This window comes from Pseudomonas sp. MWU16-30323 (assembly GCF_020515595.1).
GTDB lineage: Bacteria > Pseudomonadota > Gammaproteobacteria > Pseudomonadales > Pseudomonadaceae > Aquipseudomonas > Aquipseudomonas yamanorum.
Genome location: NZ_JAIWYM010000026.1, coordinates 61339 through 85653, shown reverse-complemented (window position 1 = coordinate 85653; position 24315 = coordinate 61339). Strand labels below are relative to the sequence as shown.

The window sequence follows — 24315 nt, the reverse complement described above, 5'->3', positions numbered from 1 at the left end:
ATCGAACTCAACGGCAACCTGCTCACCTCGCACCTGTTCAAATCCGGCCGCGAGCACCAACGCCAGCAAGGCCAACTTCTCAGCCACTACCACTACGACGACCAGGGCCGCCTGCACGCCCACGCCATCACCCAACAGGAACAACGCTACCAGCGCCGCCAATACGACTACGACAAACGCGGCAACCTGACCCGCATCCTCGACACCCGCAAAGGCCAGCACGACTACCACTACGACCTACTCGACCGCCTGACCCGCGCCAACCACTCGCACGACCTGCAGGAGCGCTTCGTCCACGATCCCGCGGGCAACCTGCTGATGCAAGACCGCGTCGGTCCCAGCGTCGTCAAAGGCAACCGCTTGTTGATGCAGGGCGACCGTCATTACGACTACGACACCTTCGGAAACCTCCTACGCGAACGTCGCGGCCGTGCTCAACAACTGGTCACCGAATATAGCTACGACTGCCAGCATCGCCTGATCTCCGTCACCCAACCGGACGGTACCGAGGCCGCATATCGCTACGACCCCTTTGGACGGCGGATCGCCAAAACCCTCAACGGCCATACCACCGAGTTCTTCTGGCAAGGCGACACCCTGATCGCCGAACACAGCGCCGATCACCATCAGAGTTACCTCTACGAACCCAATAGCTTCCATCCGCTAGCGCTGCTCAAAGGCTACGGCCCGGAAGACGTAAAGCCCTTCCACTACCAACTCGACCACCTCGGTACCCCGCAAGAACTCACCGCATCCGACGGCGAAATCGTCTGGTCCGCCCATTACCGCGCCTACGGCCAAATCGCGAAGCTGGACGTCAACACCGTTACCAACCCGCTGCGCTTTCAGGGCCAATACTTCGACCCGGAAAGCGGGCTGCACTACAACCGCCATCGCTACTACAATCCAGACATTGGCCGCTACCTGACGCCCGATCCCGTGAAGCTGGCGGGCGGGCTGAACGGATACCAATACGTGCCCAACCCTACGGGGTGGGTGGATCCGTTGGGGTTGAGTACCTGCCCGGGTGGGGATGGATGCAAGCCGACGCACCGCGCTGAAGATCCGACGAGCAAAGCCAAGGTAAACGAAGGCGACGTAGAGCCACCTAAAGGATCCGATACTAAACTCTCAAGAAATGGGGCATTCAGGAGGGCAAAAAAAATTGCAGGAATTCAAAAAAATCAACTACCTAAACGTGTGCGTCGAGAAACAATTACGGATCAAGACCGTTACGTTCAAGGACGGGTATATGTTTTTGAGTTAAAGAATCAGATAATCGAGATTCGCGAGCACTCTTTAGGTCATACAAAAGGAAATCATGGTCCACACTTCAACACTGAGATATTCATAAATGAACGTAAAGCGCCTCTAGCCATTGGCGACGACTCGCACACATATTTCAAGAGATGACGAATGAACACTGTATTTATATGTGAGGACGGCATTTATCCTTGGGATCAGGTCACCCACAGTGACGACAAGGACTTCCTGACACTCACCTTACTTAATCACGAAATCAAAGAAGCTTGGCCTTCGTGGTGCATGCTTGAGTTTTTACTCAAGGAAAAGTGGCCATTCACGGTAAGATGGGGCACGTATGGAATAAAGCCATACAGCAAGACTATGGAATATGTGACTATAAAGGAGTTTTCAAAAAAAGCGGGACCTAAAGATACTTTATTGAAAAATAAAGTAACGTCGGTATATTCCTACATAAAGCAACTAAACACGCCCTCTACGGAAACGGACCCATCAACGCTGGGAAGCGCTTGCAACTCAGTACGGCTGATGATACAAAACGAAAGAACCGATGAACTCTCGCAAAAATTAAGCGCTCTCGACTACATATCAACCATAGATGATTTCAGACTAATACTATTCGACAGTTCGATTTTATCTATCCGATTCTTCAATGGCGAGACTTACGGGACTATTCAGTTAATATGTCACTCAAAACATAAAAACCTCATTCTATCCAAAGTGAATGAAATAGAAATAAAAGAGATAACAAGGAGCGAAATTTACAATTATATGCAGAGTCTTCCATAACTGTAAGACCCATCAAGCAGAAACGCTCCCCCAAGCATAAAACCCATCAAAAAATATGCTAGAGCAAAAATACAGATATAGTGCCAACTGGAATGAAAGCACTGAAAAAATTATCAAAAATTGAGCTCATACTTACTTGCTTGCGCAACATTGGTATTTTTTTATGCGAATAAGCCTTTTGCGCTGGACGCGTACTAACAAACACTTCAAAAAGGAACCACTTAAATGAAGTTGATAACTGTACCTTTGACCCAAGAAGCCTTGAAACTTCTAGACTTGGACGCTTGCCCTGAGAACAAACTAGAACAACTGAACCTGAGCGAAGACGAATACCAACAACTAACAAAATCAGGAATCATTAAAGACATAAATTCAAAACTCGGAAAACTAATAGACGACTATGAAGATGAAAATATACAGAGTGCTACCGAGCTGACGAATATGCTCGAAATCCTAATGATCGCGGCAATCCCTGAGAACGCTGACCTATTAAAAAAACTAATAAAACTCACCAATACAGCGCTGAAAAATAACACTGGCATATTCTTCTTTTTCTGACATCCCACACCCAACTACCAACGCTCTGCGTAGCAACCAATAGTAAACATGCTCCTTTTACGACCATCTGCTCAGGCTACTCATCTTTTTTCGCGGGAAATCTCATCGCTCTACATCCCCACTTCAACCATTCCCCCAAAAGCGCCGCACCGCCCCCTACTCCCCTGGCAACCGCAACCTCAGCCCACTCTACCGCCGTCACCGCAGTGAATGCCTTGCGTACTTCACCCGATGGTTAAACTGCCGCGAACGCCAATGGCCATGCAAGACGCCAACATCCACCTGATCAACAGCGAAGTCACGAAGATCCGCAACGTTCGCGCTTTTCTCTATCGCATCACCAATAACCTGAGCATCGACCACTCTCGGCGCAACCGCGTGCGCGGCACCAACGGTGACCAGGGTTTACCCTCACCACAGCGCCTTGATCGCTCGCATCTGACTGGACAGTGAGCCGAATAAGCCTTCTATTCGGCTCACACACCGAGCATGCCGCCATGGATCACCCGTACTGGATCTGGCAACAACCCGACTGGCCGCACTTTCACTGGCAACCAGAGCGCCTCGCAGCGTTGTTGCGCGAGTGCACGCAGGCGCTAGGAAAGTTGCTGGGCATGCTCGGTTCGGTCAGCCAGGCACAGTGTTCAGAAAATGAACTGGATGCGTTGCTGCAAAACATTCTGACCTCCTCGGCAATCGAGGGTGAGCATCTGAATGTGGGCTCGGTACGTTCCTCCTTGGCCCGGCGCCTGGGCCTGGCGCAATTGCAGGACGGCTCCGTGAGCCGACGTAGCGAGGGTCTGGCTGACTTGATGCTGGACGCCACGCAACAGTTTGCTCAACCGTTTACCCTCACCCGTCTATTTAACTGGCATCGGTGGTTGTTTCCCGCCGAGGAGGCCCGCTTTTCCACCCACGGCTTGAACGTAGGCGCGCTAAGGGGGGATGAGCCCATGCAGGTTGTGTCGGAACGACTGGACCGACCCACTGTGCATTTCGAGGCCCCACCCCGCCAAGGACTGGAGCAGTCGCTGGACGATTTCATCGAATGGTTTGAAGCCAGCCGGAATCATGCGGCCCTTGACCCATTGCTGCGCCCAGGCCTGGCGCATTTCTGGTTCGTCACCCTGCATCCCTTCGATGATGGCAACGGTCGTCTGACGCGGGCTATTACCGACCTCGCGCTTGCCCAGGCAGAGAACCAGGCGATCCGCTTCTACGCCATGTCGGCGAGCATCCTTGAAGACCGGGCGGGCTATTACCGTGCACTGGAAACCAGTCAAAAAGCCACGCTGGATGTCAACGATTGGCTTGAGTGGTTCCTGCAAACCCTGCTTCGTAGCCTGCAACAGGCCATGGTGCGGATTGACAGGGTGCTGGGTAAAACCCGCTTCTGGCAACAGCATCGGGACCACGCACTCAGCGCCGAACAGACCAAAGTCTTGAATCGCCTGCTCGACGGCGGCGAAAAGGGCTTTGAGCACGGGATCAGCGCCGCCCAATATCAAGCGGAGACCAAAGTGTCCAAAGCCACGGCGACCCGACATCTGGCCGATCTTCTGGAAAAAAACTGCCTGGTTCGACTACCCGGCGGCGGCCGCAGCACTCGCTATCAAATCAACACCCAAGACGATTGATTTTCAAGGCAAATCCCCCCACTCATTTGCCCCAATCCCCCATGTCTGCTAGTGTCGCGCCGGTTTACCGTCTACCGGAATAGCCGCCATGGCCCGCAAAAAAGTTGCACTCGATTTCGAACAATCCCTCGCCGACCTGCAAACCCTGGTCGAGCGTATGGAGAACGGCGAGTTGTCGCTGGAAGACTCGTTGACCGCATTCGAGCAAGGCATCGGACTGACCCGCGACTGCCAGAGCGCCCTGGCGCAGGCGGAGCAGAAGGTTCAGGTGTTGCTGGAGCGCGACGGGGAGTTGGCCGAAGAACCTTTCGATGCGGAACAGCCTGAATGATCGACGCTTATCAGGCCGGCAGCCAGGCCCGGGTCAATGCTGCGCTGGAACCGCTGTTTGTCGCGCCCAGCCCTGAGCTGAACCGCCTGTATGAGGCCATGCGCTACAGCGTGATGAACGGTGGCAAGCGCGTTCGCCCTTTGCTCGCCTACGCGGCTTGCGAAGCACTCGGCGCTCAGGCGGAGGAAGCCAACGGTGCCGCCTGTGCAGTGGAGTTGATTCACGCTTATTCCTTGGTACACGACGATTTGCCGGCGATGGACGATGACGATCTGCGTCGCGGCCAGCCCACTACCCATAAAGCCTTTGATGAAGCCTGTGCGATTCTCGCCGGTGACGGCCTGCAAAGCCTGGCGTTCAGCGCTCTGCTGGACCCGCGCCTGAGCAACGTCAACGCCGAGATCCGTCTGCGCATGGTTACCGCGCTGGCACTGGCCGCAGGCCCTGCCGGCATGGTCGGCGGCCAGGCGATTGACCTGGGCTCGGTCGGTTTGAAGCTCGATCAACAAGCCTTGGAATACATGCACCGCCACAAGACCGGCGCGCTGATCGAAGCCGCCGTGCACCTCGGCGCCCTGGCCAGTGGTCGTGCCGAAGCCGCGCAACTGGCGGCGCTGCAAACCTACGCGCGGGCCATCGGCCTGGCGTTCCAGGTGCAGGACGATATTCTCGACGTTGAAAGCGATACCGCCACCCTCGGCAAACGCCAGGGTGCCGATATCGCACGGGACAAGCCGACTTATCCTTCACTGCTCGGTCTGGAAGCCGCCAAGGCTTACGCGCTGGAGTTGCGGGATCAGGCCCTGGATGCCCTGCGACCTTTCGACGCGGCTGCCGAGCCACTGCGTGACCTGGCGCGGTATATCGTCGAACGCCGCCACTGACAGCAGCGGCCTTTTCCACCGCATATCAGCCAAGTTCGGCGCTCTGCGTGGGCAGTTTGCGATGCTTGAGGTAAACTGCCGCCTCTTCTATACCTATAACGATTCGCCTGATGCCCACGACGTTTCAAGAGATTCCCCGCAAGCGCCCGGCCACGCCCCTGCTGGACCGTGCCAACACGCCAGCCGGCCTGCGCCGCCTGGGTGAAGCCGAGCTGGAAACCCTGGCCGATGAGTTGCGCCTGGAATTGCTCTATACGGTCGGCCAGACCGGTGGTCACTTCGGTGCCGGCCTGGGCGTCATCGAGCTGACCATTGCGCTGCATTACGTGTTCGACACCCCGGACGACCGGCTGGTGTGGGACGTGGGTCATCAGGCCTATCCGCACAAGATCCTCACCGGACGCCGCGAGCGCATGGCCACCCTGCGCCAGAAGGACGGCATCGCCGCCTTCCCGCGCCGCTCCGAGAGCGAGTACGACACCTTTGGCGTCGGCCACTCCAGCACCTCCATCAGTGCAGCGCTGGGCATGGCGATTGCCGCCCGCCTGCAGAATAGCGATCGCAAGGCGATTGCGGTGATCGGTGATGGCGCGTTGACCGCCGGCATGGCCTTCGAGGCGCTGAACCACGCGCCGGAAGTGGACGCCAACATGTTGGTGATCCTCAACGACAACGACATGTCGATCTCGCGCAATGTCGGTGGCCTGTCGAATTACCTGGCAAAAATCCTCTCCAGCCGCACTTACGCCAGCATGCGTGAAGGCAGCAAGAAGGTGCTCTCGCGTCTGCCCGGCGCGTGGGAAATTGCCCGTCGTACCGAAGAATATGCCAAGGGAATGTTGGTTCCCGGCACCCTGTTTGAAGAGCTGGGCTGGAACTACATTGGCCCGATCGACGGCCACGACCTGCCAACCCTGATCGCCACACTGCGCAACATGCGCGACCTTAAAGGCCCGCAGTTCCTGCACATCGTCACCAAGAAGGGTAAAGGCTTCGCCCCGGCGGAAGTCGACCCAATTGGTTACCACGCGATCACCAAGCTTGAACCGTTGAACGCCCCGGCCGCCGCACCGAAGAAGCCCAGCGGGCCGAAGTATTCCGGCGTGTTTGGCGAATGGCTGTGCGACATGGCCGCTGCCGACCCGCGCCTGGTGGGCATCACCCCGGCGATGAAGGAAGGCTCCGACCTGGTAGCGTTCAGCGAGCAGTTCCCGCTGCGTTATTTCGACGTGGCCATCGCCGAGCAACACGCGGTGACCTTTGCCGCCGGCATGGCCTGTGAAGGCGCCAAGCCGGTAGTCGCGATCTACTCAACGTTCCTGCAACGCGGTTATGACCAGTTGATTCATGACGTCGCAGTGCAGAACCTCGACGTGTTGTTCGCCATCGACCGTGCCGGTTTGGTGGGCGAAGACGGCCCGACCCACGCCGGCAGCTTCGACCTGTCGTACCTGCGCTGCATCCCCGGCATGCTGGTGATGACCCCGAGCGACGAGAACGAACTGCGCAAGATGCTCAGCACCGGCCACCTGTACAACGGCCCGGCGGCTGTGCGTTATCCGCGGGGCAATGGCCCGAATGCGGTGATCGAGAAAGACCTTGAGCCTATTGAGATCGGCAAGGGCATCGTCCGTCGCCAGGGCAGCAACGTTGCCTTGCTGGTGTTCGGCGTGCAATTGGCTGAAGCCTTGAAAGTGGCCGAGAAGATCGACGCCACGGTGGTGGACATGCGTTTCGTCAAACCACTGGATGAGGCACTGGTACGCGAGATTGCCGGTAGCCATCAGCTGCTGGTGACCCTCGAAGAAAATGCCATCATGGGCGGTGCCGGTGCGGCAGTCAGTGAGTTCCTGGCGCGGGAAAACATCCTCAAGTCGGTGCTGCACCTGGGCTTGCCGGATGTGTATGTCGAGCATGCCAAACCGGCGCAGATGCTGGCCGAGTGCGGGCTGGATGAGGCGGGTATTGAAGCTTCGGTTCGTCAGCGCATGGCACTCTTGAACCTGTAAACAACAATCAAATGTGGGAGCTGGCTTGCCTGCGATAGCATCACCTCGGTGTTACTGACAAACCGAGGTGCCTGCATCGCAGGCAAGCCAGCTCCCACATTGGTTTTGTGGCCTTAACGCTACGGACAGCCCATGAACCGCCTTCGCCTCGCCCTGCCCCTTCTGTTACTGCCCGCCACCGACCTGCTCGCCGACAGCTTCGAACGCGACGACGCCCTCAAGCTGCCCGACGTGGTGATCAGCGCCAACCGCCAGGTCCAGGCGCGCAACGACAGCAGCGCCGCCAACACCGTCTTCACCCGCGACGACATCGACCGCCTGCAACCCACCAGCGTGACCGACCTGCTGAGCCGCGTGCCCGGCGTACAGGTTTCACAAGCCGGTGGCCGTGGCAGCCTGGCGAGCGTTTACATTCGTGGCACCAAATCGGCCCAAAGCCTGGTGTTGGTCGACGGCCAGCGCATTGGCAACTCGACCTCCGGCGACAGCAACCTGCAGCACCTGAACATCCAGCAGATCGAACGGGTGGAAGTGCTGCGCGGTTCGCGCTCGGTGATCTACGGCAGCGATGCGATTGGCGGGGTGATCCAGATTTTCACCCGGCGCGGCAACGAGTCCGGCCTGCAACCCCGCCTGCATGTGGGATTTGGCAGCAACCAGGCGTGGGAACGCAGCCTGGGCCTGTCCGGCGGCGACGGGCAAACCCGCTTCAACCTCGGCGCCAGCCTGGATGAGACCGCCGGGATCAATCGCACGTATGACTCGTATCCCAGCGACCGCGACCACGATGCCTATCGCAACCAGTCCACCCGTTTCAGCCTGAGCCATGCCTTCAACGATGACCTCGAAGCCGGCGTGAACGTTCTGGATAACCGTGGCAAAAGCGAGTTCGACAACCCGTTCGGTCGCTTCGATACAACCACCTTCCAAAGCTTCCAGCAAAAGCCCTACACCCACTTCACCGTGAGCAGCGTCAGCAGCTACGTCGACGCCCGCATCAATGACAGGTGGAAGTCCCGGCTGGAAGCGGGCCACAGCGAAAACCTTGAAGAAACCCGCGACAAGCTCAGCACCGAACGTAGTGTGTTCAACACCTACCGCAACTCGCTGAACTGGCAAAACGACCTGACCCTCAATGAGCAGAACAGTCTGATCCTGGGTGGCGACTGGTACGAGGACCGGGTCAACAGCAGCACCGCGTTCGCCGAAGACAGTCGCTGGAACCGGGCTGCGTTTATCCAGCACCGCTTTCAAGCCGAGTCTTTCTCCACCGAACTGGGCCTGCGCCGCGACCAGAACCAACAGTTCGGTGGCCACAACAGCTGGAGCGGCACCTTCACCCTGCCGGTGAACCCGGACAATGACCTGTTGCTGAGCTACAGCGAAGGCTTCCGGGCGCCGACGTTCAACGACCTTTACTACCCGGACGAATTCGGCTTTAAAAACAGCAACCCGAACCTCAAGCCCGAAACCTCGAAAAGCTACGAAGTGCAGTGGCGCAGTCAGCTCAGCGACAGCAGCCGACTGGAAGCCTCCCTGTACCGCACCGACATTCAGGATGCGATCGTATTCGCCAGCAATGGCCCGCAAAACGTCAGCGCCGCACGCATCAACGGCTTCGAGGCGGCGCTCAAGCAAGAGCTGTTCGGCTGGCAAAGCAGCCTCGGCATTGCGCTGATCGACCCACGGGACCGCGACACCGGGCGCACACTGGCCCGTCGAGCCAAGCGCACCCTGAGCCTGGACCTGGATCGCCAATTCGACCGGTTCGGCGTCGGTGCCAGCTGGCAAGCGGTGAGCAGCAGCTACGACGATGCGGCAAACCAGCAACGCCTGGCCGGGTACGGTTTACTCGGGCTACGGGGCAGTTGGGCGGTGAATCGTGAGATCACACTGGAAATGAAGCTCGATAACCTGCTGAACAAAGACTACAGCCGGGCGCTGTATCAGTATCAAGGCCAGCAATATGGCTATCGGGAAGAAGGCCGGGCGCTGATGTTCGGCGTGACCTGGACACCAGAATTCTAAGTCGTCTGCACCGGCTTCATCGCGGGCAAGCCCGGCTCCCACAGGGGACCGTGTTTATCCAGACGACTCGGTCAAATGTGGGAGCAGGCTTGCCTGCGATAGCGGTCTCACAGCCCCGGTGCAATTACCTGACACAACCGCGCCACCGCTTCCAGCATCTGCCCGCTGGGCCGTTCCAGGCCCTTGTCGGGCACCACCAGCAAATGCCCGGCAGCCACCGCCGCCACCTGGGGCCAGGCCTTCCAGGCATCCAGCTGCGATTGATCGCCCGCCAGAATCACCTCGGGATTACGCTGCAGCACCGACTCAATGCTGACCTGCGGCGCCGGCAGCTTGAGGTCATCAAACACATTGCGCGCCCCGCACACACTCAGCGCATCGCTGATGATCTGCCCACCCCCAACGGTGTACAGCGGCTGGTTCCACACCTGATAAAACACCCGCAACGGCTCGACCCGGTGATAGCGCAAGCGCAACTCGGCCAAGCGCTGACGCAACTGCGCAGCCAAGTGCCGGCCGGCGTCAGCCCGCCCGAGTTGCTGGGCAATGGTTTCGACTTGCGAGGTGAGTTGTTCAAGGCTATGGGGCTCGGCGACAAACACCGGGATGTTCAAGCGTTGGAGCTGCTCACGCTGGGCCGGGCCGACGCTGCCGGGCCAGAGCAGGATCAGGTCCGGCTTGAGGCTGAGCAGCCGTTCCATGTCCAACTGCCCGTAGTTTCCCACCGAAGGCACGTTCGCCAAGGCCTGCGGCCGCTCGCCGCCGTCCAGCACGCCTACCAGCAAATCAGTAGCGCCCAGCTCAACGACGATTTCAGACAAGGACGGCGCCAGGCTGACCACCCGCTCGACCGCCACAGCCTGGGCCGCGACGACCAGCAGCAACACCGCCAGCCAGGCGCGCATCAACCCAACTGACGCGGAATGCGATACAGGTAGAACAGCACCAGGGTCGACAGCGCCAGCAGAAACAGCGGCACCGCTTCCAACCCGACAAACACCGCCAGTGCGCCGATCCAGGCCGGCAGTGCAGCCACCAGCAACGCCACACGACGACGGGCCGCGAGGGTGAGCCAGGCAGCCGGTTCTTCAGGAGTATCGAGGGCTTTGCCAGTGGCGATCAGTGCGTGTTTATAGCCATGGAAGTAACGCAGGCTGACAAACATCGAGGCCACACCGGCGATGAAAAACGGCATCGCCAGCACCGGCAGCAAGGGCTCGGCCTTGCCAAACACCAGGTTGATCACAAACAACGGCACCAACGCCAACGCCAGGTATTGCCACCAGTTAAACGACAGTCGCCGCTTGACCTGGCCGCGCGTCACGCCCGGTCGACCTCGCCCTGGTGCTCGTTGCCCATCATGTGGTCGAGCTTGCTGGCCTTGGTGGCCAGGTAGAGTTTGTTGTGCGGGTTGTGGCCGGTGTGCAGCGGCACGCGCTCGGCGACGGTGATGCCCATGTCGGTCAAGGCTTTGACCTTGCGTGGGTTGTTGGTCATCAGGCGCAGGGATTTGACCCCCAGGTGCTGGAGCATTGGCAGGCAGATCCCGTAGTCACGCTGATCGGCGGCAAACCCCAGGCGCTCGTTGGCTTCCACCGTGTCGGCGCCGCCATCTTGCAGCTCGTAGGCACGGATCTTGTTCAGCAGGCCAATACCACGGCCTTCCTGACGCAAGTACAGCAACACGCCACGGCCTTCACGGGCGATGGCCTGCATGGCGGCTTCCAGTTGCGAGCCACAGTCACAGCGCTGGCTGAACAGGGCATCGCCGGTCAGGCACTCGGAGTGCACGCGACCGAGCACCGGAGCGCCGTCCGCCACGTCACCGAGGCTCAGAACAACGTGTTCGCGCCCGGTGGTCTCTTCAAGAAAACCATTCATGGTGAACGTGGCAAAAGGGGTTGGCAGCTTGGAAGCGGCAACGAAAACGACGGGCACCGTGTGCTCCTGATTTCTGATTTCACAGGGGATAGATTGTAACAGCAGGTTCCTACAGACGCTTAAGCTGAATTGTCGCTGATAAAGATCAATAGGTTCGATTGGCCTTCAGCTTGGTTCTATGGGTGTCAGAAATGTTGATAGCCACGGAGGGCGGGTGTGATGTCCTGGCCCGCCGCGTCCAGCAGGGTCACGCCCTGCCCCGCCTCGACCCGGCCGATCACATGGACCGGCGCACCGGCCGCCAGCAACGGCGCCAGTTCGGCAGGTGGCAAGGTGAACGCCAGCACGTAGTCGTCACCGCCGCTCAACGCGGCTACCCGCGCATCCGCGTCGCCAACCAACGCCAGCAAGGCCGCCGACAACGGCAACTTTTGCTGCTCGATCAACAAACTTACAGCCGACGCTTTGGCAATATGCCCGCAATCAGCCAGAAGGCCGTCGGAAATATCCATGGCAGACGTCGCCTTGCCCCGCAGCGCCAGGCCCAGCGCCAACTGCGGTTGCGGCGACCAGTAGTGGGCCAGCAGCGGCTCGGCGACAGCGGCCTCTGCCGTGCGCTGCCCCAGTACCAGCGGCAATGCGCCCGCCGCGTTACCCAGCTCACCGCCAACACACAGCAAGTCGCCGGGCCGTGCGCCGCTGCGGGTCAAGGCCTGGCCCGACGGCACCCGGCCAAACACGGTCAGGGTCAGGCTCAGCGGCCCACGGGTGGTGTCGCCGCCCACCAGAACCACACCGCAACCCTGGGCCATGGCGTTCAAACCCTGGGCATAGCGTTGCAGCCAATCGGCATCAACCGTCGGGGTGGTCAGGGCAAGAGTAAATGCGAGGGGATTGGCGCCCATGGCTGCCAGGTCGCTGACTGCCACGGCCAGCGAGCGCTGGCCGAGCAGAAACGGGTCGCAGGGGTCGGCAAAATGCACGCCGGCCACCAGAGTATCAGTGGAAACCGCCAGCTGTTCCCCGGGAGGAACCGCCAGCAAGGCGCAGTCGTCGCCAATCCCCAGTGCAATGCCTTCGCCGCCCTGCGCACAGGGCGCGGCGGCGAAGTAGTTGCGGATCAGCTCAAACTCGCCCATTGCGTCAGCAAGCGCCAGTTAGCGCTTGTACGCCTTCACTTCGGCTTCACGCAGGCGCGGGGCCAGCTTGTCGAGCACGCCGTTGACAAACTTGTGACCGTCGGTGGAGCCGTAGACTTTCGCCAGTTCGATCCCTTCGTTGATCACTACGCGGTACGGTACGTCGACGCGCTTGAGCAGCTCCCAGGTGGACAGGCGCAGTACGGCCAGTTCAACCGGGTCCAGCTCTTCGATCGCCAGGTCCAGGCACGGCGACAAGGCAGCGTCGATTTCCGGCAGATTAGCCGGAACGCCATGCAGGATGTCGTGGAAATAGCTGGCATCGGCCGCGCTGAAATCGTTGTCGACGCGAAATTGCGCTTCGATTTCGTTCAGCGAGGTTTTAGCCATGTGGCGCTGGTACAGCGCCTGGGTCGCGAGCTGACGGGCCGCACGACGCTTTTCGCTCTTAGAGGGCTTGCCGGCGTCTGCTGGGCGCGGGTCCTGGGGGTTGAACTGATCGCTGTCGTCGCTAATCACTTGGCCTCCAACTGTGCCAGCAGGCTGACCATTTCCAGGGCGGACAGGGCAGCTTCGGCACCTTTGTTACCGGCCTTGGTGCCGGAACGTTCGATGGCTTGCTCGATGGAATCAACGGTCAGCACGCCAAAGGCGACCGGCACGCCGAACTCCATGGACACCTGGGCCAGGCCCTTGGTGCATTCGCCAGCCACGTATTCGAAGTGCGGAGTACCGCCACGAATGACCGCGCCCAGGGCGATGATCGCCGCGTATTCACCCTGCTGCGCAACTTTCTGCGCAACCAGTGGAATTTCGAAGGCGCCAGGAGCGCGAATAATGGTGATGTCGCTTTCGCTCACACCGTGGCGAACCAGGGCATCCACGGCACCGCTTACCAGGCTTTCAACCACGAAGCTGTTGAAGCGGCCAACCACCAGAGCATAGCGGCCTTTGGGGGCGATGAAGGTACCTTCGATGGTCTTCAGGGTCATTCGACAAATCTCTTAAAGAGCCGGGACGCGCTTAGTGCGCGCCCCTCAGTGATATTTGAACCGCGAACAAGGGGTAAACAACGCCGGCCTTTATTCGGAGGGCACGTATTCTACTACTTCCAGGTCGAAACCGGATATGGCATTAAATTTCATTGGTGCACTCATCAGGCGCATTTTGCGTACGCCCAGGTCCCGCAGTATCTGCGAACCGGCGCCGACGATGCTGTAGGTGGTCGGCTTTTTCACCGGCACGTGGTCGGCGGTTTCGCGGATATGCGCCAGCAACACGTCGCCGTCCAGCGGATGGCCCAGCAGCAATACCACACCGCTGCCGGCCTCGGACACCGCGGACATCGCGGCCCGCAGGCTCCAGCGCCCCGGTTGCTTGACCATCAGCAGGTCCCGCAGCGGGTCCATGTTGTGCACCCGCACCAGGGTCGGTTCTTCAGCGCAGATAGTGCCCAGGGTCAGGGCCATGTGCACGTCGCCTTCCACGGAATCACGATAGGTCACCAGGTTGAACTGGCCCAGCTCGCTGTCCAGGGGCTGCTCGGCAATCCGCTGAACGGTACGTTCGTGGATCATCCGGTAGTGAATCAGGTCGGCAATGGTGCCGATCTTGATGTTATGCAGCGCGGCAAACTCTTCCAGCTCGGCGCGACGGGACATGGTGCCGTCGTCGTTCATCACCTCGCAGATCACACCGCTCGGCTCGAAACCGGCCATGCGCGCCAGGTCGCAGGCGGCTTCGGTGTGGCCGGCGCGAGCCAGGGTGCCACCCGGTTGGGCCATCAGCGGAAAGATGTGGCCCGGGCTGACGATGTCTTCGGCCTTGGCGTCTTTCGCAGCAGCGGCTTGCACGGTGCGGGCGCGGTCAGCAGCGGAGATGCCGGTGGTGACACCGGTGGTGGCTTCGATGGACACGGTGAACTTGGTGCCAAACCCCGAACCATTGCGCGGCGCCATCAACGGCAGCTTGAGCAGCTCGCAGCGCTCGCGGCTCATTGGCATGCAGATCAGGCCACGGGCGTGCTTGGCCATGAAGTTGATGTGTTCCGCTTGGCAGCACTCGGCGGCCATGATCAGGTCACCTTCGTTCTCGCGGTCTTCGTCATCCATCAGGATGACCATCTTGCCTTGGCGGATGTCTTCAACCAGTTCTTCGATGCTGTTGAGCGCCACGCGGCACCCCCTTGGGTCAGGATTTAAGGTAGCCGTTAGCGGCTAAAAAACTTTCAGTGATGTTACTGCCGGTTGGCTCTGCGGCCTTATCGCCCAACAACAGGCGCTCCAGGTAACGGGCAAGCAAGTCGACTTCCAGGTTCACCCGGCGACCCGGCTGGTACGACGCCATGATGGTTTCGCTCAGGGTGTGGGGAATGATGGTCAGTTCAAATTCGGCGCCATTCACGGCGTTCACGGTCAGGCTCGTGCCGTCGACGGTGATCGAGCCTTTGTGAGCGATGTACTTGGCCAGCTCTTTCGGCGCGCGAATACGGAATTCTACGGCGCGGGCATTTTCGCTGCGGGCGACGACTTCGCCGACACCGTCGACGTGGCCGCTGACCAGGTGCCCGCCGAGACGGGTGGTCGGGGTCAGGGCTTTTTCCAGGTTCACCGGGCTGCCGCTCTTGAGGTCGTTCATCGCGGTGCAGTCCAGGGTTTCCCGGCTGACATCGGCGGCAAAGCCGTTGCCAGGCAATTCGATGACGGTCAGGCACACACCGCTGACGGCGATGCTGTCCCCCAGTTTGACGTCGCTCAGGTCGAGCTTGCCGGTTTCAACCAGCAGGCGTACGTCGCCGCCCTTTGGGGTCATTGCACGGATGCTGCCGATGGATTCGATAATGCCGGTGAACATGCCGTTCTCCTGAAGACGTGGCGCAGGCCGGGAATTATACGCTCGCTGATGGCAGAGGGATGGCAGTGACTCGCCAGTCATCGCCCACAGCGCGCATTTCAGTGATCTTGAGTTGGGGGGCGTCGGCCAGTTTCTCAAGCGGCCAGTCCAGCAAAGGCCGGGCAGCGGAGCCGAGGAACTTGCCGGCGACGAATATCACGTATTCGTCCACCAGGCCTTGCTGGGCGAAGGCACCGGCCAGGCTTGGGCCGGCCTCCACCAACACTTCGTTGACGCCACGGGCAGCCAGGGCCACCAGCGCGGAACGCAGGTCGACCTGGCCGTCGACGCCCGGCACCACCAGGCATTCAGGGCCGGTGGGGTACTGGTTGTCCGGGGTCACGCAGGTGATGACCAGCGCGGGGCCGGCCTTGAAGAACGGCGCATTCAGCGGCACCCGCAGGCGGCCGTCGATCAATACGCGCAGCGGCGGACGGGACATCGCCAGGGCGGTGGTTTCTTCATCCAGCCCCAGCTCGGCGGCGCGCACGGTCAGGCGAGCGCCATCGGCCAGCACCGTGTCGGCGCCGGTCAGCACCACACTGGCCTGGGCCCGCAGGCGTTGCACGGCGGCACGGGCGGCCGGGCCGGTGATCCACTGGCTTTCGCCATTGGCCATGGCGGTGCGACCGTCCAGGCTCATGGCCAACTTGACCCGCACAAACGGCAGGCCATGTTCCATGCGCTTGAGAAAGCCCGGGTTGAGCGCCCGCGCTTCGTTTTCCAGCAAGCCGCTGTAGGTCTCGATCCCGGCCTGGGCCAGACGGCGCATGCCACGCCCGGCGACTTCCGGATTCGGGTCCTGCATCGCCGCGACCACACGGGCCAAACCGGCATTCACCAAGGCATCGGCGCACGGTGGCGTATGCCCGTGGTGGCTGCACGGTTCAAGGGTCACGTAGGCCGTGGCGCCCCGGGCCTTGTCGCCCGCCGCCCGCAGGGCATGGACTTCCGCATGGGGTTCGCCGGTGCGCACGTGCCAGCCTTCGCCAACAACCTGCCCATCGCGCACGATCACGCAGCCAACCCGGGGGTTGGGGTGCGTGGTGTAGAGGCCCTTGCGCGCCAATTCCAGGGCACGGGCCATGTAATGAGCGTCGAGTACCGCTTGTTCTGCCGAAGGTGGGTTCATTCTTTTACCGGCTCACGGGCCAGGCGGTCGATCTCTTCGCGGAACTCGTTGAGGTCCTGGAAGCGTCGATACACCGAGGCGAAACGGATATAGGCGACTTCGTCGAGCTTTTGCAGCTCGCCCATCACCAGTTCTCCAACCACCAGGGATTTGACTTCGCGCTCGCCGGTGGCGCGCAGCTTGTGCTTGATATGCACCAGTGCCGCTTCCAGCCGCTCGACACTCACCGGGCGTTTTTCCAGGGCGCGCTGCATTCCGGCGCGCAGTTTTTCTTCGTCGAAGGGCTGGCGACTGCCGTCGGTCTTGATCAGACGTGGCAATACCAGTTCGGCGGTTTCGAAGGTGGTGAAACGTTCACCGCAGCCAGAGGCCAGGCATTCACGCCGGCGACGCACCTGTTCGCCCTCGGCGACCAGACGCGAGTCAATGACCTTGGTGTCGTTGGCACCGCAGAAGGGACAGTGCATGGTGGCAGGCAACAAAAAATGGGAGGGCCATGGTAGCGCATCCCTGTGGCAAGACAAGCCATAGCCTTTACGGTATATAGGCTGACGATTATGTTTCATATTTTTTAAGCCACGGATTTTGTCCTTTCTGGAGCCGTACATGCAGTTACGACCACTTGTTTTGCTCACGTTGCTCGGTTTCCTGGTCGCCTGCAGCAGCCATGCCCCAAAACCTGCCGCGCCCGTTGCCGCCCCACAGCAAGAGAAAAAAATCCCGGGTGTGGAAGAAGACCTCGGCCCGCTGCCCGCCTTCCAGCGTGAAGTCAGCGGCCAGTTGAACGGTGTACCCGCCGGGGCGGAAGTCGAACTGGCACTGCTGGTGATCGACGACCGTTCGCGCCCGCAACAACTGCTGGCCAGCAGCGTGCTGATCGGCAACAACAAGCCCTTGGCCTTCCGCCTGCGCTTCAACCCCGAAGCCTTCCCGGCAGGCGGGCGCGTTGAACTGCGCGGTCGCGCCAGCCAGTCCGGCCAGTTGATCCTGCATTTGCCGCCCGTGCGTATCACCCAAGCGATCACCCAGACCACCGGCCCGCTGCAACTCGTTCCCGCACCATGACGCCACCGCTGGACCTGCAACGCGCCCTCAGCGAACTGATTGGCGACGCCCAACTGGTGCCCTGCCCGCTGCCGGGCACCGCGTTGTCGCTGTGGCTGCTGGATGCCGACAACATGGACCGCGCCTTCAGCCCCGAAGAAACCCGACGCATCCTGCATGAACCACCGTACTGGAGCTTTTGCTGGGCCAGCGGTTTGGCGCTGGCCCGGTATCTGGCGGCCAATCCTGAGTGGGTGGCAGGCAAGCGAGTGCTGGATTTCGGTGCAGGTTCGGGCGTTGCCGGGATTGCCGCAGTAAAGGCTGGAGCGCTGGAAGTGGTGGCGTGCGACCTGGATCCGCTGGCCCTGGCGGCCTGCCGGGCGAATGCGGAACTCAATGGCGTGACCCTGGGTTACTCCGCAGACTTCTTCGCCGAAGCGGATCGGTTCGACCTGATCCTGGTCGCCGATGTGCTGTACGACCGGGCGAACCTGCCGCTGCTGGACCAGTTCCTCACCCGGGGCCGTGAAGCGCTGGTCGCCGATTCCCGGGTGCGGGACTTCCAGCACCCGGACTACCAGCGCCTGGAAATCCTCGACGCCCTGACCCTGCCCGACCTGGCCGAACCGTGGGAGTTTCGCAAGGTGAGCCTGTACCATTCGCAGCGCGCTTGAGAGCATCGCGGGCAAGCCCGCTCCCACATTTGAAAGGCATTCCCCTGTGGGACCTGGCTTGCCTGCGATTGCGATCCTGAGACCGCCCCGCTTTCAGCCAACCCCACCAACCCTTATAGTTGCCCCATCCCCTGCTTTCTTCGAGATACCCCATGAGTGAGCCCACGCCGTACATCTTCGACGCCACCACCGCCACGTTCGACCAGGCCGTGATCCAGAATTCCTTCGAAAAACCCGTGTTGGTGGATTTCTGGGCCGAGTGGTGCGCGCCGTGCAAGGCGTTGATGCCGATGCTCGCGCAGATTGCCGAGAGTTATCAGGGTGAGTTGCTGCTGGCCAAGGTCGATTGTGATGCCGAGCCGGACGTGGTCTCGCGCTTTGGCATTCGCAGCCTGCCCACCGTGGTGCTGTTCAAGGATGGCCAGCCGGTGGACGGGTTTGCCGGTGCGCAACCCGAGTCCGCCGTGCGCGCGATGCTCGAGCCCCATGTGCAGATGCCGCCGCCAGCCGCTGCCGACCCGCTGGAGCAGGCCCAGGCGCTGTTTGCCGAAGGCCGCATCACCGACGCCGAGGCCGTGCTGGTGACGTTGCTCGGGGAAGACAACACCAACGCTGCCGCGCTGATCCTGTACGCACGCTGCCTCGCCGAACGCGGTGAGCTGGGCGAAGCGCAAACCGTGCTCGACGCGGTCAAGAGCGATGATCACAAGGCCGCCCTGGCCGGTGCCAAGGCGCAGATCACCTTTCTGCGCCAGGCCGCCGACCTGCCGGACGCTGCCGATTTGAAAGCGCGCCTGGCGCAAAACCCGCAGGATGACGAGGCGGTGTACCAACTGGCCGTGCAACAACTGGCGCGTCAGCAATACGATGCCGCGCTGGAGGGCTTGCTCAAGCTGTTCATCCGCAACCGCAGCTACAGCGAGGGCCTGCCCCACAAGACGCTGTTGCAGGTGTTCGAACTGCTCGGCAACGACCACCCGCTTGTCACCGTTTACCGCCGCAAGCTGTTCGCCGCGTTGTATTAAGCCTTACTCGATCCAACTGTACATCGGCGTATCCCCGCCGCTGGCCACCTTGACCTTGGCGCTATGGCGCAGGCGCACCAGCAGGCGCTTGCCCGCCGAGGCGCTGCCGGCCAAGCCTTCCAGTTGATCAAGCAATTCCAGGCCGTTGAGTTGCCCGGCCTTGCGCAGCAAATCCTGGGCGGCCTGCCACAGGCTCTCGTCCAGGTTGCCCGGGGCCGGCGCCACCACGGGCTCGGCACTCGGGGCCTTGCTGGCCTGCAACTGCGCGCCCAACCGGGCCCAGTCGCCGTCGTCCAGCTCCAGGGTCAAGTCCACCGGCAGGTCACCGACGGTTCCACGAATTCTCAACATCGCACTTACTCCCGCACTTTTCTGACGAGCATGCTCCCACGCGTCTTGCGCTACGCCAAGCAGGCGGTCAAACTCCTCGCAAAATTGTTATAAGATCACATAACAAAACTTTCATCTTTGTTCGGGAGTTCCACCATGCGCCGTTTGCTGCTCGCTTTGCCGTTTGCTCTGTTGCCACTGGCCATCGCCCAGGCTGCCGACGAGCACGACCATGATCACGAGCACGGCAGCCTGGGCGCCCACGAACACGGCGTGGGTCGCCTCAACGCGGTGCTCGACGGCCAGGCCCTGGAGCTGGAACTGGACAGCCCGGCGATGAACCTGGTGGGGTTCGAACACCTCGCCACCACCCCTGCCGACAAAGCCAAGGTCGCCGCCGCCCGCAAGCAACTGGAGCAGCCTTTGGTGCTGTTCAGCCTGCCCAAGGCCGCCGGTTGCGTGATCAGCACCCAGGAACTGAATAGCCCTCTGTTCGGCGACAAACCTGAAGCCGACCACGATGAGGACGATGACGACCACGCCACCGATGGCAAAGGCGCCGCCGCCCACGAACATCACCACGACCACAGCGAAATCCACGCTCACTACCAGTTCACCTGCGCCACGCCGACCGCCCTGAGCAACCTCGACCTGACCCAGGTGTTCAAGACCTTCCCCGCCACCCAGAAAATTCAGGTACAACTCATTGGCCCAAGCGGCCAGCAGGGTGTGGAAGCGACGGCGCAGGCAGCTACCCTGAAATTCTGAGTTCATGCCCCGGTTAATGTGGGAGCTGGCTTGCCTGCGATGCAAACGCCTCGGTTTTTCTGAAACACCGCGGCGATGCCATCGCAGGCAAGCCAGCTCCCACAGTTGATCAGTGTCATCATTTAAATCGAGCCAGATCACTGATTCCTTATGACCCAAGCACTTATCGAACTGTCTGACCTGGGCTTCAACTGGCCCGGTCACCCACAGTTGCTGGACATCCCGACGTTTCGCCTGGAGCCGGGGGAAACCCTGTTCCTCAAGGGCCCCAGCGGCAGTGGCAAGACCACCCTGCTGGGCCTGCTGGGCGGTGTGCAAAAGCCCAGTCGCGGCAGCATTCGCCTGCTGGGCCAGGAGCTGACCGAACTCTCGGCCGGCGCCCGCGACCGCTTCCGCGTCGACCACACCGGCTACATCTTCCAGCAGTTCAACCTGCTGCCGTTTCTCTCGGTGCGCGAGAACGTGGAGTTGCCCTGCCACTTTTCCAAGCTGCGGGCACAACGGGCGATCCAGCGCCATGGCAGCGTCGACCAGGCCGCCGCGACCTTGCTCGCCCACTTGGGCCTGAAGGACAAGAACCTGCTGGAACGCCGCGCCGACTCCCTGTCCATCGGCCAACAACAACGGGTAGCCGCCGCCCGCGCGTTGATCGGCCAGCCGGAACTGGTGATCGCCGACGAGCCGACTTCAGCCCTGGACCACGACGCCCGGGAAGCCTTCATTCAGTTGTTGTTCGCCGAATGCCGCGAAGCAGGCGCGAGCCTGTTGTTCGTCAGCCATGACCAGAGCCTGGCGCCGTTGTTCGACCGCAACCTGTCGCTGGCCGAACTCAATCGCGCCGCCACGCCCGCAGAGGTTTGAGATGTATTTGTTTCGACTAGCCCTGGCCAGCCTGGCTAACCGCCGCTTTACCGCGATCCTCACCGCCTTCGCCATCGCCCTCTCGGTGTGCCTGTTGCTGGCGGTGGAGCGGGTACGCACCGAAGCCCGCGCCAGCTTCGCCAGCACTATCAGCGGCACCGACCTGATCGTCGGCGCGCGCTCCGGCTCGGTGAATTTGCTGCTGTATTCGGTGTTCCGCATCGGCAACGCCACCAACAATATTCGCTGGGACAGCTACGAGCATTTCGCCGCCAACCCGCAGGTGAAATGGGCAATCCCGATTTCCCTCGGCGACTCCCACCGCGGCTACCGGGTGATGGGCACCAACGAATCCTATTTCGAACACTACCAATACGGCCGCCGGCAGAACCTTGAACTCGCCAGTGGTCGCGCCTTCGCCACCGATCCGTTCGAAGTGGTGCTCGGCGCCGAAGTGGCCGATGCCCTGAATTACAAGCTGGGCGACAAGCTGGTGCTGGCCCACGGCGTGGCGGTGGTCAGCCTGGTCAAGCACGATGACAAGCCGTTCACCGTGGTCGGCATCCTCAAGCGCACCGGCACCCCGGTGGACCGCACGCTGCACATCAGCCTCGGTGGCATGGAAGCGATTCACATCGACTGGCACAACGGCGTACCTGCCCAGGGCAAAGGCCGCATCAGCGCCGACCAGGCCCGCAACATGGACCTCACGCCCCAAGCCATCACCGCGTTCATGCTCGGCTTGAACAACAAGATCTCCACCTTCGCCCTGCAACGGGAGATTAACGAATTTCGTGGTGAGCCAATGCTGGCGATCCTGCCGGGCGTGGCCCTGCAAGAGCTGTGGAGCATGATGGGCACCGCTGAAAAAGCGCTGTTCGTGATCTCGCTGTTCGTGGTGCTGACCGGCTTGATCGGTATGCTCACCGCGATCCTCACCAGCCTCAACGAGCGTCGCCGGGAAATGGCGATCCTGCGTTCGGTGGGCGCACGGCCCTGGCACATTGCGACCTTGCTGATCTTCGAAGCCTTCGCCCTGGCGCTGTCCGGCGTGATTGCCGGCGTCGGGCTGCTGTATGTGTGCATCGCCGCGTCGCGCGGGTATTTGCAGGCCAATTACGGCCTGGACCTGCCGCTGTCGTGGCCGAGCGAATATGAATGGACCCTGCTCGGCGGTATTCTCGTCGCAGCCCTGCTGATGGGCAGCGTGCCGGCCTGGCGCGCCTACCGGCAATCGTTGGCCGACGGCCTGTCGATACGTTTATGAGGAAGCTGTTGATGCGTCGCGTCGTGCTTGCGCTGTTACTGCTGATGGCCCTGCCCGCCTGGGCTGAAGACCAGCCCAAGGACCTGTCGTGGCAGGAAATGATCCCGCCGGATGCACCGCCGGAAATCCCCAACATGAAACCGCTGCACGACTTGTCGGGCATGGCTGATGCGTTGTCGGTGGAGTCTGCGCCGGCCGCCAAGCAGGACCTGCCCAACGCGCCAGTCGTACAAAGCCTGGACGGTAAGCACATCCGCCTGCCGGGTTATATCGTGCCGCTGGAAGTCAGCGAGGAAGGCCGCACCACGGAGTTCCTGCTGGTGCCGTATTTCGGCGCGTGCATCCATGTACCGCCACCGCCGTCGAACCAGATCGTGCATGTCAAAAGCGAAGTCGGCGTGAAGCTCGACGAGTTGTATCAGCCGTACTGGATCGAAGGCCAGATGCAGGTCAAACCGTCCAGCAGTGAACTGGCCGATGCCGGCTACCAGATGGATGCCGACAAGATTTACGTGTACGAATTGCAGGAGTAGCGCGTTATCACTGTTTCATTGAGCTGAGTCAAAAGCCCAGCCGGAACGATCTCTACCATTGGATGTATCTCTTTTAATACATCCTCTGGAGCTCCCATGAACAAGTCCCTGCTCGGCGCGTCGCTTGTCGCGCTCGCCCTCGCTGCCCCCGTTGCCCACGCTCACGAAGCCGGCGACATCCTGATTCGCGCCGGCGCCATCACCGTCAACCCGAAAGCGGACAGCAGCAGTGTCAAGGTTGACCAGGGCCCGCTGGCCGGGACCAACCTGGGTGGCAAGGCGACCATGAGCAGCGACACTCAACTGGGCTTGAACTTCGCCTACATGTTCACCAGCCACTGGGGTATCGAACTGCTGGCGGCCACGCCGTTCGAGCACGATGTGAAGATCAAGAACACCGCCCTGGGCGCCGCCAACGGCAAGCTCGGTACACTGAAGCACCTGCCACCGACCCTGAGCGTCGTGTACTACCCGCTGGACAGCAAGTCGGTATTCCAACCGTACATCGGCGCCGGTATCAACTACACCTGGATCTACGACGAGCACGTCGGCAGCCGCGCCGAGCAGGCCGGTTTCAGCAACTTCAAGGCGGAAAACTCCTGGGGCTGGGCCGCGCAGATCGGTGCGGACTACATGATCAACGACAAGTGGATGATCAACGCCCAGGCGCGCTACATCGACATCAGCACCAAGGCCACTGTGGATAACAACGCGCTGGGCCAGGGCACTCGGGCCAAGGTCAATGTGGATGTTGATCCGATGGTGTACATGGTCGGTATTGGCTACAAGTTCTAGGTTCTACCCAAGGCCCTGTTGTACAGGGCCTTTTTTGTGAGCCTTCCCAAAGCAGGCCAGTGCCAATCAGAGGCCAGGCACACGCCCGTGTGCTGCGAATCAGGCGTCAGCCAGGAGTTGCTGCACTTGAGCTATGACCAAGTCAATGTTGAACGGCTTTTTCAACACCGCATTGAACAAGTCCGACCGCTCCATACCAATATGTGCCTGGGCTCCGCTGATCAGAATGATGGGCAAGTGTTTGACTGCCGGCAGAGCACGAACCGCTTCGGCAAACTCCAGGCCGTCCATGACCGGCATCATGAAGTCGGTGATGATCAACGCTGGCCGCTCGCGTTCCAGGACCTCGAGTCCTTTCTGGCCATTGCTCGCTTTTACGACCATGTACCCCTCATCCTCCAGCGCATAGCCGAGAATGTCAGCGATCAAATACTCGTCGTCGACGACCAGGATGGTGGTCATGTCAGTTCAACCC

General features: G+C 60.9%; 29 protein-coding genes. 17 read left to right on the top strand and 12 right to left on the bottom strand.

What is annotated here, in order from left to right; genetic code table 11:
* The 9 genes from LIY45_RS24105 to LIY45_RS24065 form a co-directional block, all read left to right on the top strand.
* Nucleotides 1-1413 (top strand): RHS repeat-associated core domain-containing protein (locus tag LIY45_RS24105; protein WP_226477822.1); only part of this gene is annotated, 1413 nt, incomplete at its 5' end.
* Between the two features lie 3 nt (nucleotides 1414-1416).
* A complete protein-coding gene (locus LIY45_RS24100; protein WP_226477821.1) occupies nucleotides 1417-2052 on the top strand; it encodes a hypothetical protein in 636 nt (211 codons plus the stop codon).
* A gap of 225 nt (nucleotides 2053-2277) precedes the next feature.
* Nucleotides 2278-2610 (top strand): hypothetical protein, encoded by a 333-nt coding sequence (locus LIY45_RS24095; RefSeq protein WP_226477820.1) that lies wholly within the window; start codon nucleotides 2278-2280, stop codon nucleotides 2608-2610.
* A gap of 255 nt (nucleotides 2611-2865) precedes the next feature.
* Entirely contained in the window at nucleotides 2866-3063 is a 198-nt protein-coding gene (locus LIY45_RS24090) for a hypothetical protein (RefSeq protein ID WP_226477819.1), read from the top strand.
* A gap of 44 nt (nucleotides 3064-3107) precedes the next feature.
* Nucleotides 3108-4247, top strand: coding sequence for a Fic family protein (locus tag LIY45_RS24085; RefSeq protein ID WP_226477818.1), 1140 nt, complete (start codon nucleotides 3108-3110; stop codon nucleotides 4245-4247).
* Nucleotides 4248-4335: 88 nt separating this feature from the next.
* The gene (locus LIY45_RS24080) at nucleotides 4336-4578 is read left to right on the top strand and encodes an exodeoxyribonuclease VII small subunit (RefSeq protein WP_003209964.1); all 243 of its coding nucleotides are present in this window, start codon (nucleotides 4336-4338) and stop codon (nucleotides 4576-4578) included.
* Nucleotides 4575-5462 carry a (2E,6E)-farnesyl diphosphate synthase gene (gene ispA, locus LIY45_RS24075; protein WP_226477817.1) on the top strand — a complete coding sequence of 296 codons (888 nt, stop codon included), beginning with the start codon at nucleotides 4575-4577 and terminating at the stop codon, nucleotides 5460-5462. The genes LIY45_RS24080 and ispA overlap by 4 nt, the downstream gene beginning before the upstream one ends.
* A 110-nt stretch (nucleotides 5463-5572) precedes the next feature.
* Nucleotides 5573-7471 (top strand): 1-deoxy-D-xylulose-5-phosphate synthase, encoded by a 1899-nt coding sequence (gene dxs, locus LIY45_RS24070; RefSeq protein WP_226477816.1) that lies wholly within the window; start codon nucleotides 5573-5575, stop codon nucleotides 7469-7471.
* 132 nt (nucleotides 7472-7603) lie between these two features.
* Complete coding sequence (locus LIY45_RS24065; protein ID WP_226477815.1) at nucleotides 7604-9499, top strand: TonB-dependent receptor; 1896 nt, start codon at nucleotides 7604-7606, stop codon at nucleotides 9497-9499.
* A gap of 107 nt (nucleotides 9500-9606) precedes the next feature.
* Here the strand turns inward: LIY45_RS24065 and LIY45_RS24060 are convergent, their stop codons facing one another.
* The 10 genes from LIY45_RS24060 to nrdR all read right to left on the bottom strand — a co-directional run bounded on the left by LIY45_RS24060 (nucleotide 9607) and on the right by nrdR (nucleotide 17010).
* The gene (locus LIY45_RS24060) at nucleotides 9607-10404 is read right to left on the bottom strand and encodes a cobalamin-binding protein (RefSeq protein WP_226477814.1); all 798 of its coding nucleotides are present in this window, start codon (nucleotides 10402-10404) and stop codon (nucleotides 9607-9609) included.
* Nucleotides 10404-10823: an MFS transporter gene (locus tag LIY45_RS24055; RefSeq protein ID WP_226477813.1), complete on the bottom strand. Its 420-nt coding sequence runs from the start codon at nucleotides 10821-10823 to the stop codon at nucleotides 10404-10406. The genes LIY45_RS24060 and LIY45_RS24055 overlap by 1 nt, the downstream gene beginning before the upstream one ends.
* Entirely contained in the window at nucleotides 10820-11437 is a 618-nt protein-coding gene (ribA, locus tag LIY45_RS24050) for a GTP cyclohydrolase II (RefSeq protein ID WP_063026867.1), read from the bottom strand. Before ribA ends, LIY45_RS24055 begins: the two co-directional genes overlap by 4 nt.
* Before the next feature lie 128 nt (nucleotides 11438-11565).
* A complete protein-coding gene (gene thiL / locus LIY45_RS24045; protein WP_226477812.1) occupies nucleotides 11566-12519 on the bottom strand; it encodes a thiamine-phosphate kinase in 954 nt (317 codons plus the stop codon).
* Nucleotides 12520-12537: 18 nt separating this feature from the next.
* Entirely contained in the window at nucleotides 12538-13038 is a 501-nt protein-coding gene (gene nusB / locus LIY45_RS24040) for a transcription antitermination factor NusB (RefSeq protein WP_017476288.1), read from the bottom strand.
* Nucleotides 13035-13511, bottom strand: coding sequence for a 6,7-dimethyl-8-ribityllumazine synthase (gene ribE / locus LIY45_RS24035; RefSeq protein WP_003209986.1), 477 nt, complete (start codon nucleotides 13509-13511; stop codon nucleotides 13035-13037). The genes nusB and ribE overlap by 4 nt, the downstream gene beginning before the upstream one ends.
* 90 nt (nucleotides 13512-13601) lie before the next feature.
* A complete protein-coding gene (ribBA, locus tag LIY45_RS24030) occupies nucleotides 13602-14693 on the bottom strand; it encodes a bifunctional 3,4-dihydroxy-2-butanone-4-phosphate synthase/GTP cyclohydrolase II (protein ID WP_226477811.1) in 1092 nt (363 codons plus the stop codon).
* 16 nt (nucleotides 14694-14709) lie between these two features.
* The gene (locus LIY45_RS24025) at nucleotides 14710-15372 is read right to left on the bottom strand and encodes a riboflavin synthase (protein WP_010174663.1); all 663 of its coding nucleotides are present in this window, start codon (nucleotides 15370-15372) and stop codon (nucleotides 14710-14712) included.
* 34 nt (nucleotides 15373-15406) lie between these two features.
* Nucleotides 15407-16543: a bifunctional diaminohydroxyphosphoribosylaminopyrimidine deaminase/5-amino-6-(5-phosphoribosylamino)uracil reductase RibD gene (ribD, locus tag LIY45_RS24020; RefSeq protein ID WP_017476290.1), complete on the bottom strand. Its 1137-nt coding sequence runs from the start codon at nucleotides 16541-16543 to the stop codon at nucleotides 15407-15409.
* Nucleotides 16540-17010 carry a transcriptional regulator NrdR gene (nrdR, locus tag LIY45_RS24015; protein ID WP_003209990.1) on the bottom strand — a complete coding sequence of 157 codons (471 nt, stop codon included), beginning with the start codon at nucleotides 17008-17010 and terminating at the stop codon, nucleotides 16540-16542. Before nrdR ends, ribD begins: the two co-directional genes overlap by 4 nt.
* Before the next feature lie 139 nt (nucleotides 17011-17149).
* Here nrdR and LIY45_RS24010 point away from each other — a divergent pair, with 139 nt between their 5' ends.
* The 3 genes from LIY45_RS24010 to trxA all read left to right on the top strand — a co-directional run bounded on the left by LIY45_RS24010 (nucleotide 17150) and on the right by trxA (nucleotide 19286).
* Nucleotides 17150-17608 carry a YbaY family lipoprotein gene (locus LIY45_RS24010; protein WP_017476292.1) on the top strand — a complete coding sequence of 153 codons (459 nt, stop codon included), beginning with the start codon at nucleotides 17150-17152 and terminating at the stop codon, nucleotides 17606-17608.
* Nucleotides 17605-18261: a 50S ribosomal protein L11 methyltransferase gene (locus tag LIY45_RS24005; protein WP_226477810.1), complete on the top strand. Its 657-nt coding sequence runs from the start codon at nucleotides 17605-17607 to the stop codon at nucleotides 18259-18261. The genes LIY45_RS24010 and LIY45_RS24005 overlap by 4 nt, the downstream gene beginning before the upstream one ends.
* Nucleotides 18262-18413: 152 nt before the next feature.
* Nucleotides 18414-19286: a thioredoxin gene (gene trxA / locus LIY45_RS24000; protein WP_226477809.1), complete on the top strand. Its 873-nt coding sequence runs from the start codon at nucleotides 18414-18416 to the stop codon at nucleotides 19284-19286.
* Between the two features lie 3 nt (nucleotides 19287-19289).
* Here trxA and LIY45_RS23995 read toward each other — a convergent pair whose 3' ends face one another.
* Nucleotides 19290-19637 (bottom strand): hypothetical protein, encoded by a 348-nt coding sequence (locus tag LIY45_RS23995; protein ID WP_226477808.1) that lies wholly within the window; start codon nucleotides 19635-19637, stop codon nucleotides 19290-19292.
* 135 nt (nucleotides 19638-19772) lie between these two features.
* Between LIY45_RS23995 and LIY45_RS23990 the strand changes: the two genes are divergently transcribed.
* The 5 genes from LIY45_RS23990 to LIY45_RS23970 all read left to right on the top strand — a co-directional run bounded on the left by LIY45_RS23990 (nucleotide 19773) and on the right by LIY45_RS23970 (nucleotide 23840).
* Nucleotides 19773-20384 (top strand): DUF2796 domain-containing protein, encoded by a 612-nt coding sequence (locus LIY45_RS23990; RefSeq protein ID WP_017476295.1) that lies wholly within the window; start codon nucleotides 19773-19775, stop codon nucleotides 20382-20384.
* A gap of 150 nt (nucleotides 20385-20534) precedes the next feature.
* Nucleotides 20535-21245 (top strand): ABC transporter ATP-binding protein, encoded by a 711-nt coding sequence (locus LIY45_RS23985; RefSeq protein ID WP_226477807.1) that lies wholly within the window; start codon nucleotides 20535-20537, stop codon nucleotides 21243-21245.
* Nucleotide 21246: 1 nt separating this feature from the next.
* A complete protein-coding gene (locus LIY45_RS23980; RefSeq protein ID WP_226477806.1) occupies nucleotides 21247-22512 on the top strand; it encodes an ABC transporter permease in 1266 nt (421 codons plus the stop codon).
* Nucleotides 22513-22523: 11 nt separating this feature from the next.
* A complete protein-coding gene (locus LIY45_RS23975) occupies nucleotides 22524-23045 on the top strand; it encodes a DUF3299 domain-containing protein (protein ID WP_226477805.1) in 522 nt (173 codons plus the stop codon).
* A gap of 96 nt (nucleotides 23046-23141) precedes the next feature.
* Complete coding sequence (locus LIY45_RS23970; RefSeq protein ID WP_226477804.1) at nucleotides 23142-23840, top strand: OmpW family outer membrane protein; 699 nt, start codon at nucleotides 23142-23144, stop codon at nucleotides 23838-23840.
* 99 nt (nucleotides 23841-23939) lie between these two features.
* Here LIY45_RS23970 and LIY45_RS23965 read toward each other — a convergent pair whose 3' ends face one another.
* The gene (locus LIY45_RS23965; protein ID WP_226477803.1) at nucleotides 23940-24302 is read right to left on the bottom strand and encodes a response regulator; all 363 of its coding nucleotides are present in this window, start codon (nucleotides 24300-24302) and stop codon (nucleotides 23940-23942) included.
* Between the last annotated feature and the right edge of the window lie 13 nt (nucleotides 24303-24315).

Bases quoted from the DNA above. Each gene is read 5' to 3' on its own strand.
- LIY45_RS24100 (WP_226477821.1), top strand. From the start codon at position 1,417: ATGAACACTGTATTTATATGTGAGGACGGCATTTATCCTTGGGATCAG.
- LIY45_RS24095 (WP_226477820.1), top strand. From the start codon at position 2,278: ATGAAGTTGATAACTGTACCTTTGACCCAAGAAGCCTTGAAACTTCTA.
- LIY45_RS24090 (WP_226477819.1), top strand. From the start codon at position 2,866: ATGGCCATGCAAGACGCCAACATCCACCTGATCAACAGCGAAGTCACG.
- LIY45_RS24085 (WP_226477818.1), top strand. From the start codon at position 3,108: ATGGATCACCCGTACTGGATCTGGCAACAACCCGACTGGCCGCACTTT.
- LIY45_RS24080 (WP_003209964.1), top strand. From the start codon at position 4,336: ATGGCCCGCAAAAAAGTTGCACTCGATTTCGAACAATCCCTCGCCGAC.
- ispA (WP_226477817.1), top strand. From the start codon at position 4,575: ATGATCGACGCTTATCAGGCCGGCAGCCAGGCCCGGGTCAATGCTGCG.
- dxs (WP_226477816.1), top strand. From the start codon at position 5,573: ATGCCCACGACGTTTCAAGAGATTCCCCGCAAGCGCCCGGCCACGCCC.
- LIY45_RS24065 (WP_226477815.1), top strand. From the start codon at position 7,604: ATGAACCGCCTTCGCCTCGCCCTGCCCCTTCTGTTACTGCCCGCCACC.
- LIY45_RS24060 (WP_226477814.1), bottom strand. From the start codon at position 10,404: ATGCGCGCCTGGCTGGCGGTGTTGCTGCTGGTCGTCGCGGCCCAGGCT.
- thiL (WP_226477812.1), bottom strand. From the start codon at position 12,519: ATGGGCGAGTTTGAGCTGATCCGCAACTACTTCGCCGCCGCGCCCTGT.
- ribE (WP_003209986.1), bottom strand. From the start codon at position 13,511: ATGACCCTGAAGACCATCGAAGGTACCTTCATCGCCCCCAAAGGCCGC.
- LIY45_RS24025 (WP_010174663.1), bottom strand. From the start codon at position 15,372: ATGTTCACCGGCATTATCGAATCCATCGGCAGCATCCGTGCAATGACC.
- ribD (WP_017476290.1), bottom strand. From the start codon at position 16,543: ATGAACCCACCTTCGGCAGAACAAGCGGTACTCGACGCTCATTACATG.
- nrdR (WP_003209990.1), bottom strand. From the start codon at position 17,010: ATGCACTGTCCCTTCTGCGGTGCCAACGACACCAAGGTCATTGACTCG.
- LIY45_RS24010 (WP_017476292.1), top strand. From the start codon at position 17,150: ATGCAGTTACGACCACTTGTTTTGCTCACGTTGCTCGGTTTCCTGGTC.
- LIY45_RS24005 (WP_226477810.1), top strand. From the start codon at position 17,605: ATGACGCCACCGCTGGACCTGCAACGCGCCCTCAGCGAACTGATTGGC.
- trxA (WP_226477809.1), top strand. From the start codon at position 18,414: ATGAGTGAGCCCACGCCGTACATCTTCGACGCCACCACCGCCACGTTC.
- LIY45_RS23995 (WP_226477808.1), bottom strand. From the start codon at position 19,637: ATGTTGAGAATTCGTGGAACCGTCGGTGACCTGCCGGTGGACTTGACC.
- LIY45_RS23990 (WP_017476295.1), top strand. From the start codon at position 19,773: ATGCGCCGTTTGCTGCTCGCTTTGCCGTTTGCTCTGTTGCCACTGGCC.
- LIY45_RS23985 (WP_226477807.1), top strand. From the start codon at position 20,535: ATGACCCAAGCACTTATCGAACTGTCTGACCTGGGCTTCAACTGGCCC.
- LIY45_RS23980 (WP_226477806.1), top strand. From the start codon at position 21,247: ATGTATTTGTTTCGACTAGCCCTGGCCAGCCTGGCTAACCGCCGCTTT.
- LIY45_RS23975 (WP_226477805.1), top strand. From the start codon at position 22,524: ATGCGTCGCGTCGTGCTTGCGCTGTTACTGCTGATGGCCCTGCCCGCC.
- LIY45_RS23970 (WP_226477804.1), top strand. From the start codon at position 23,142: ATGAACAAGTCCCTGCTCGGCGCGTCGCTTGTCGCGCTCGCCCTCGCT.
- LIY45_RS23965 (WP_226477803.1), bottom strand. From the start codon at position 24,302: ATGACCACCATCCTGGTCGTCGACGACGAGTATTTGATCGCTGACATT.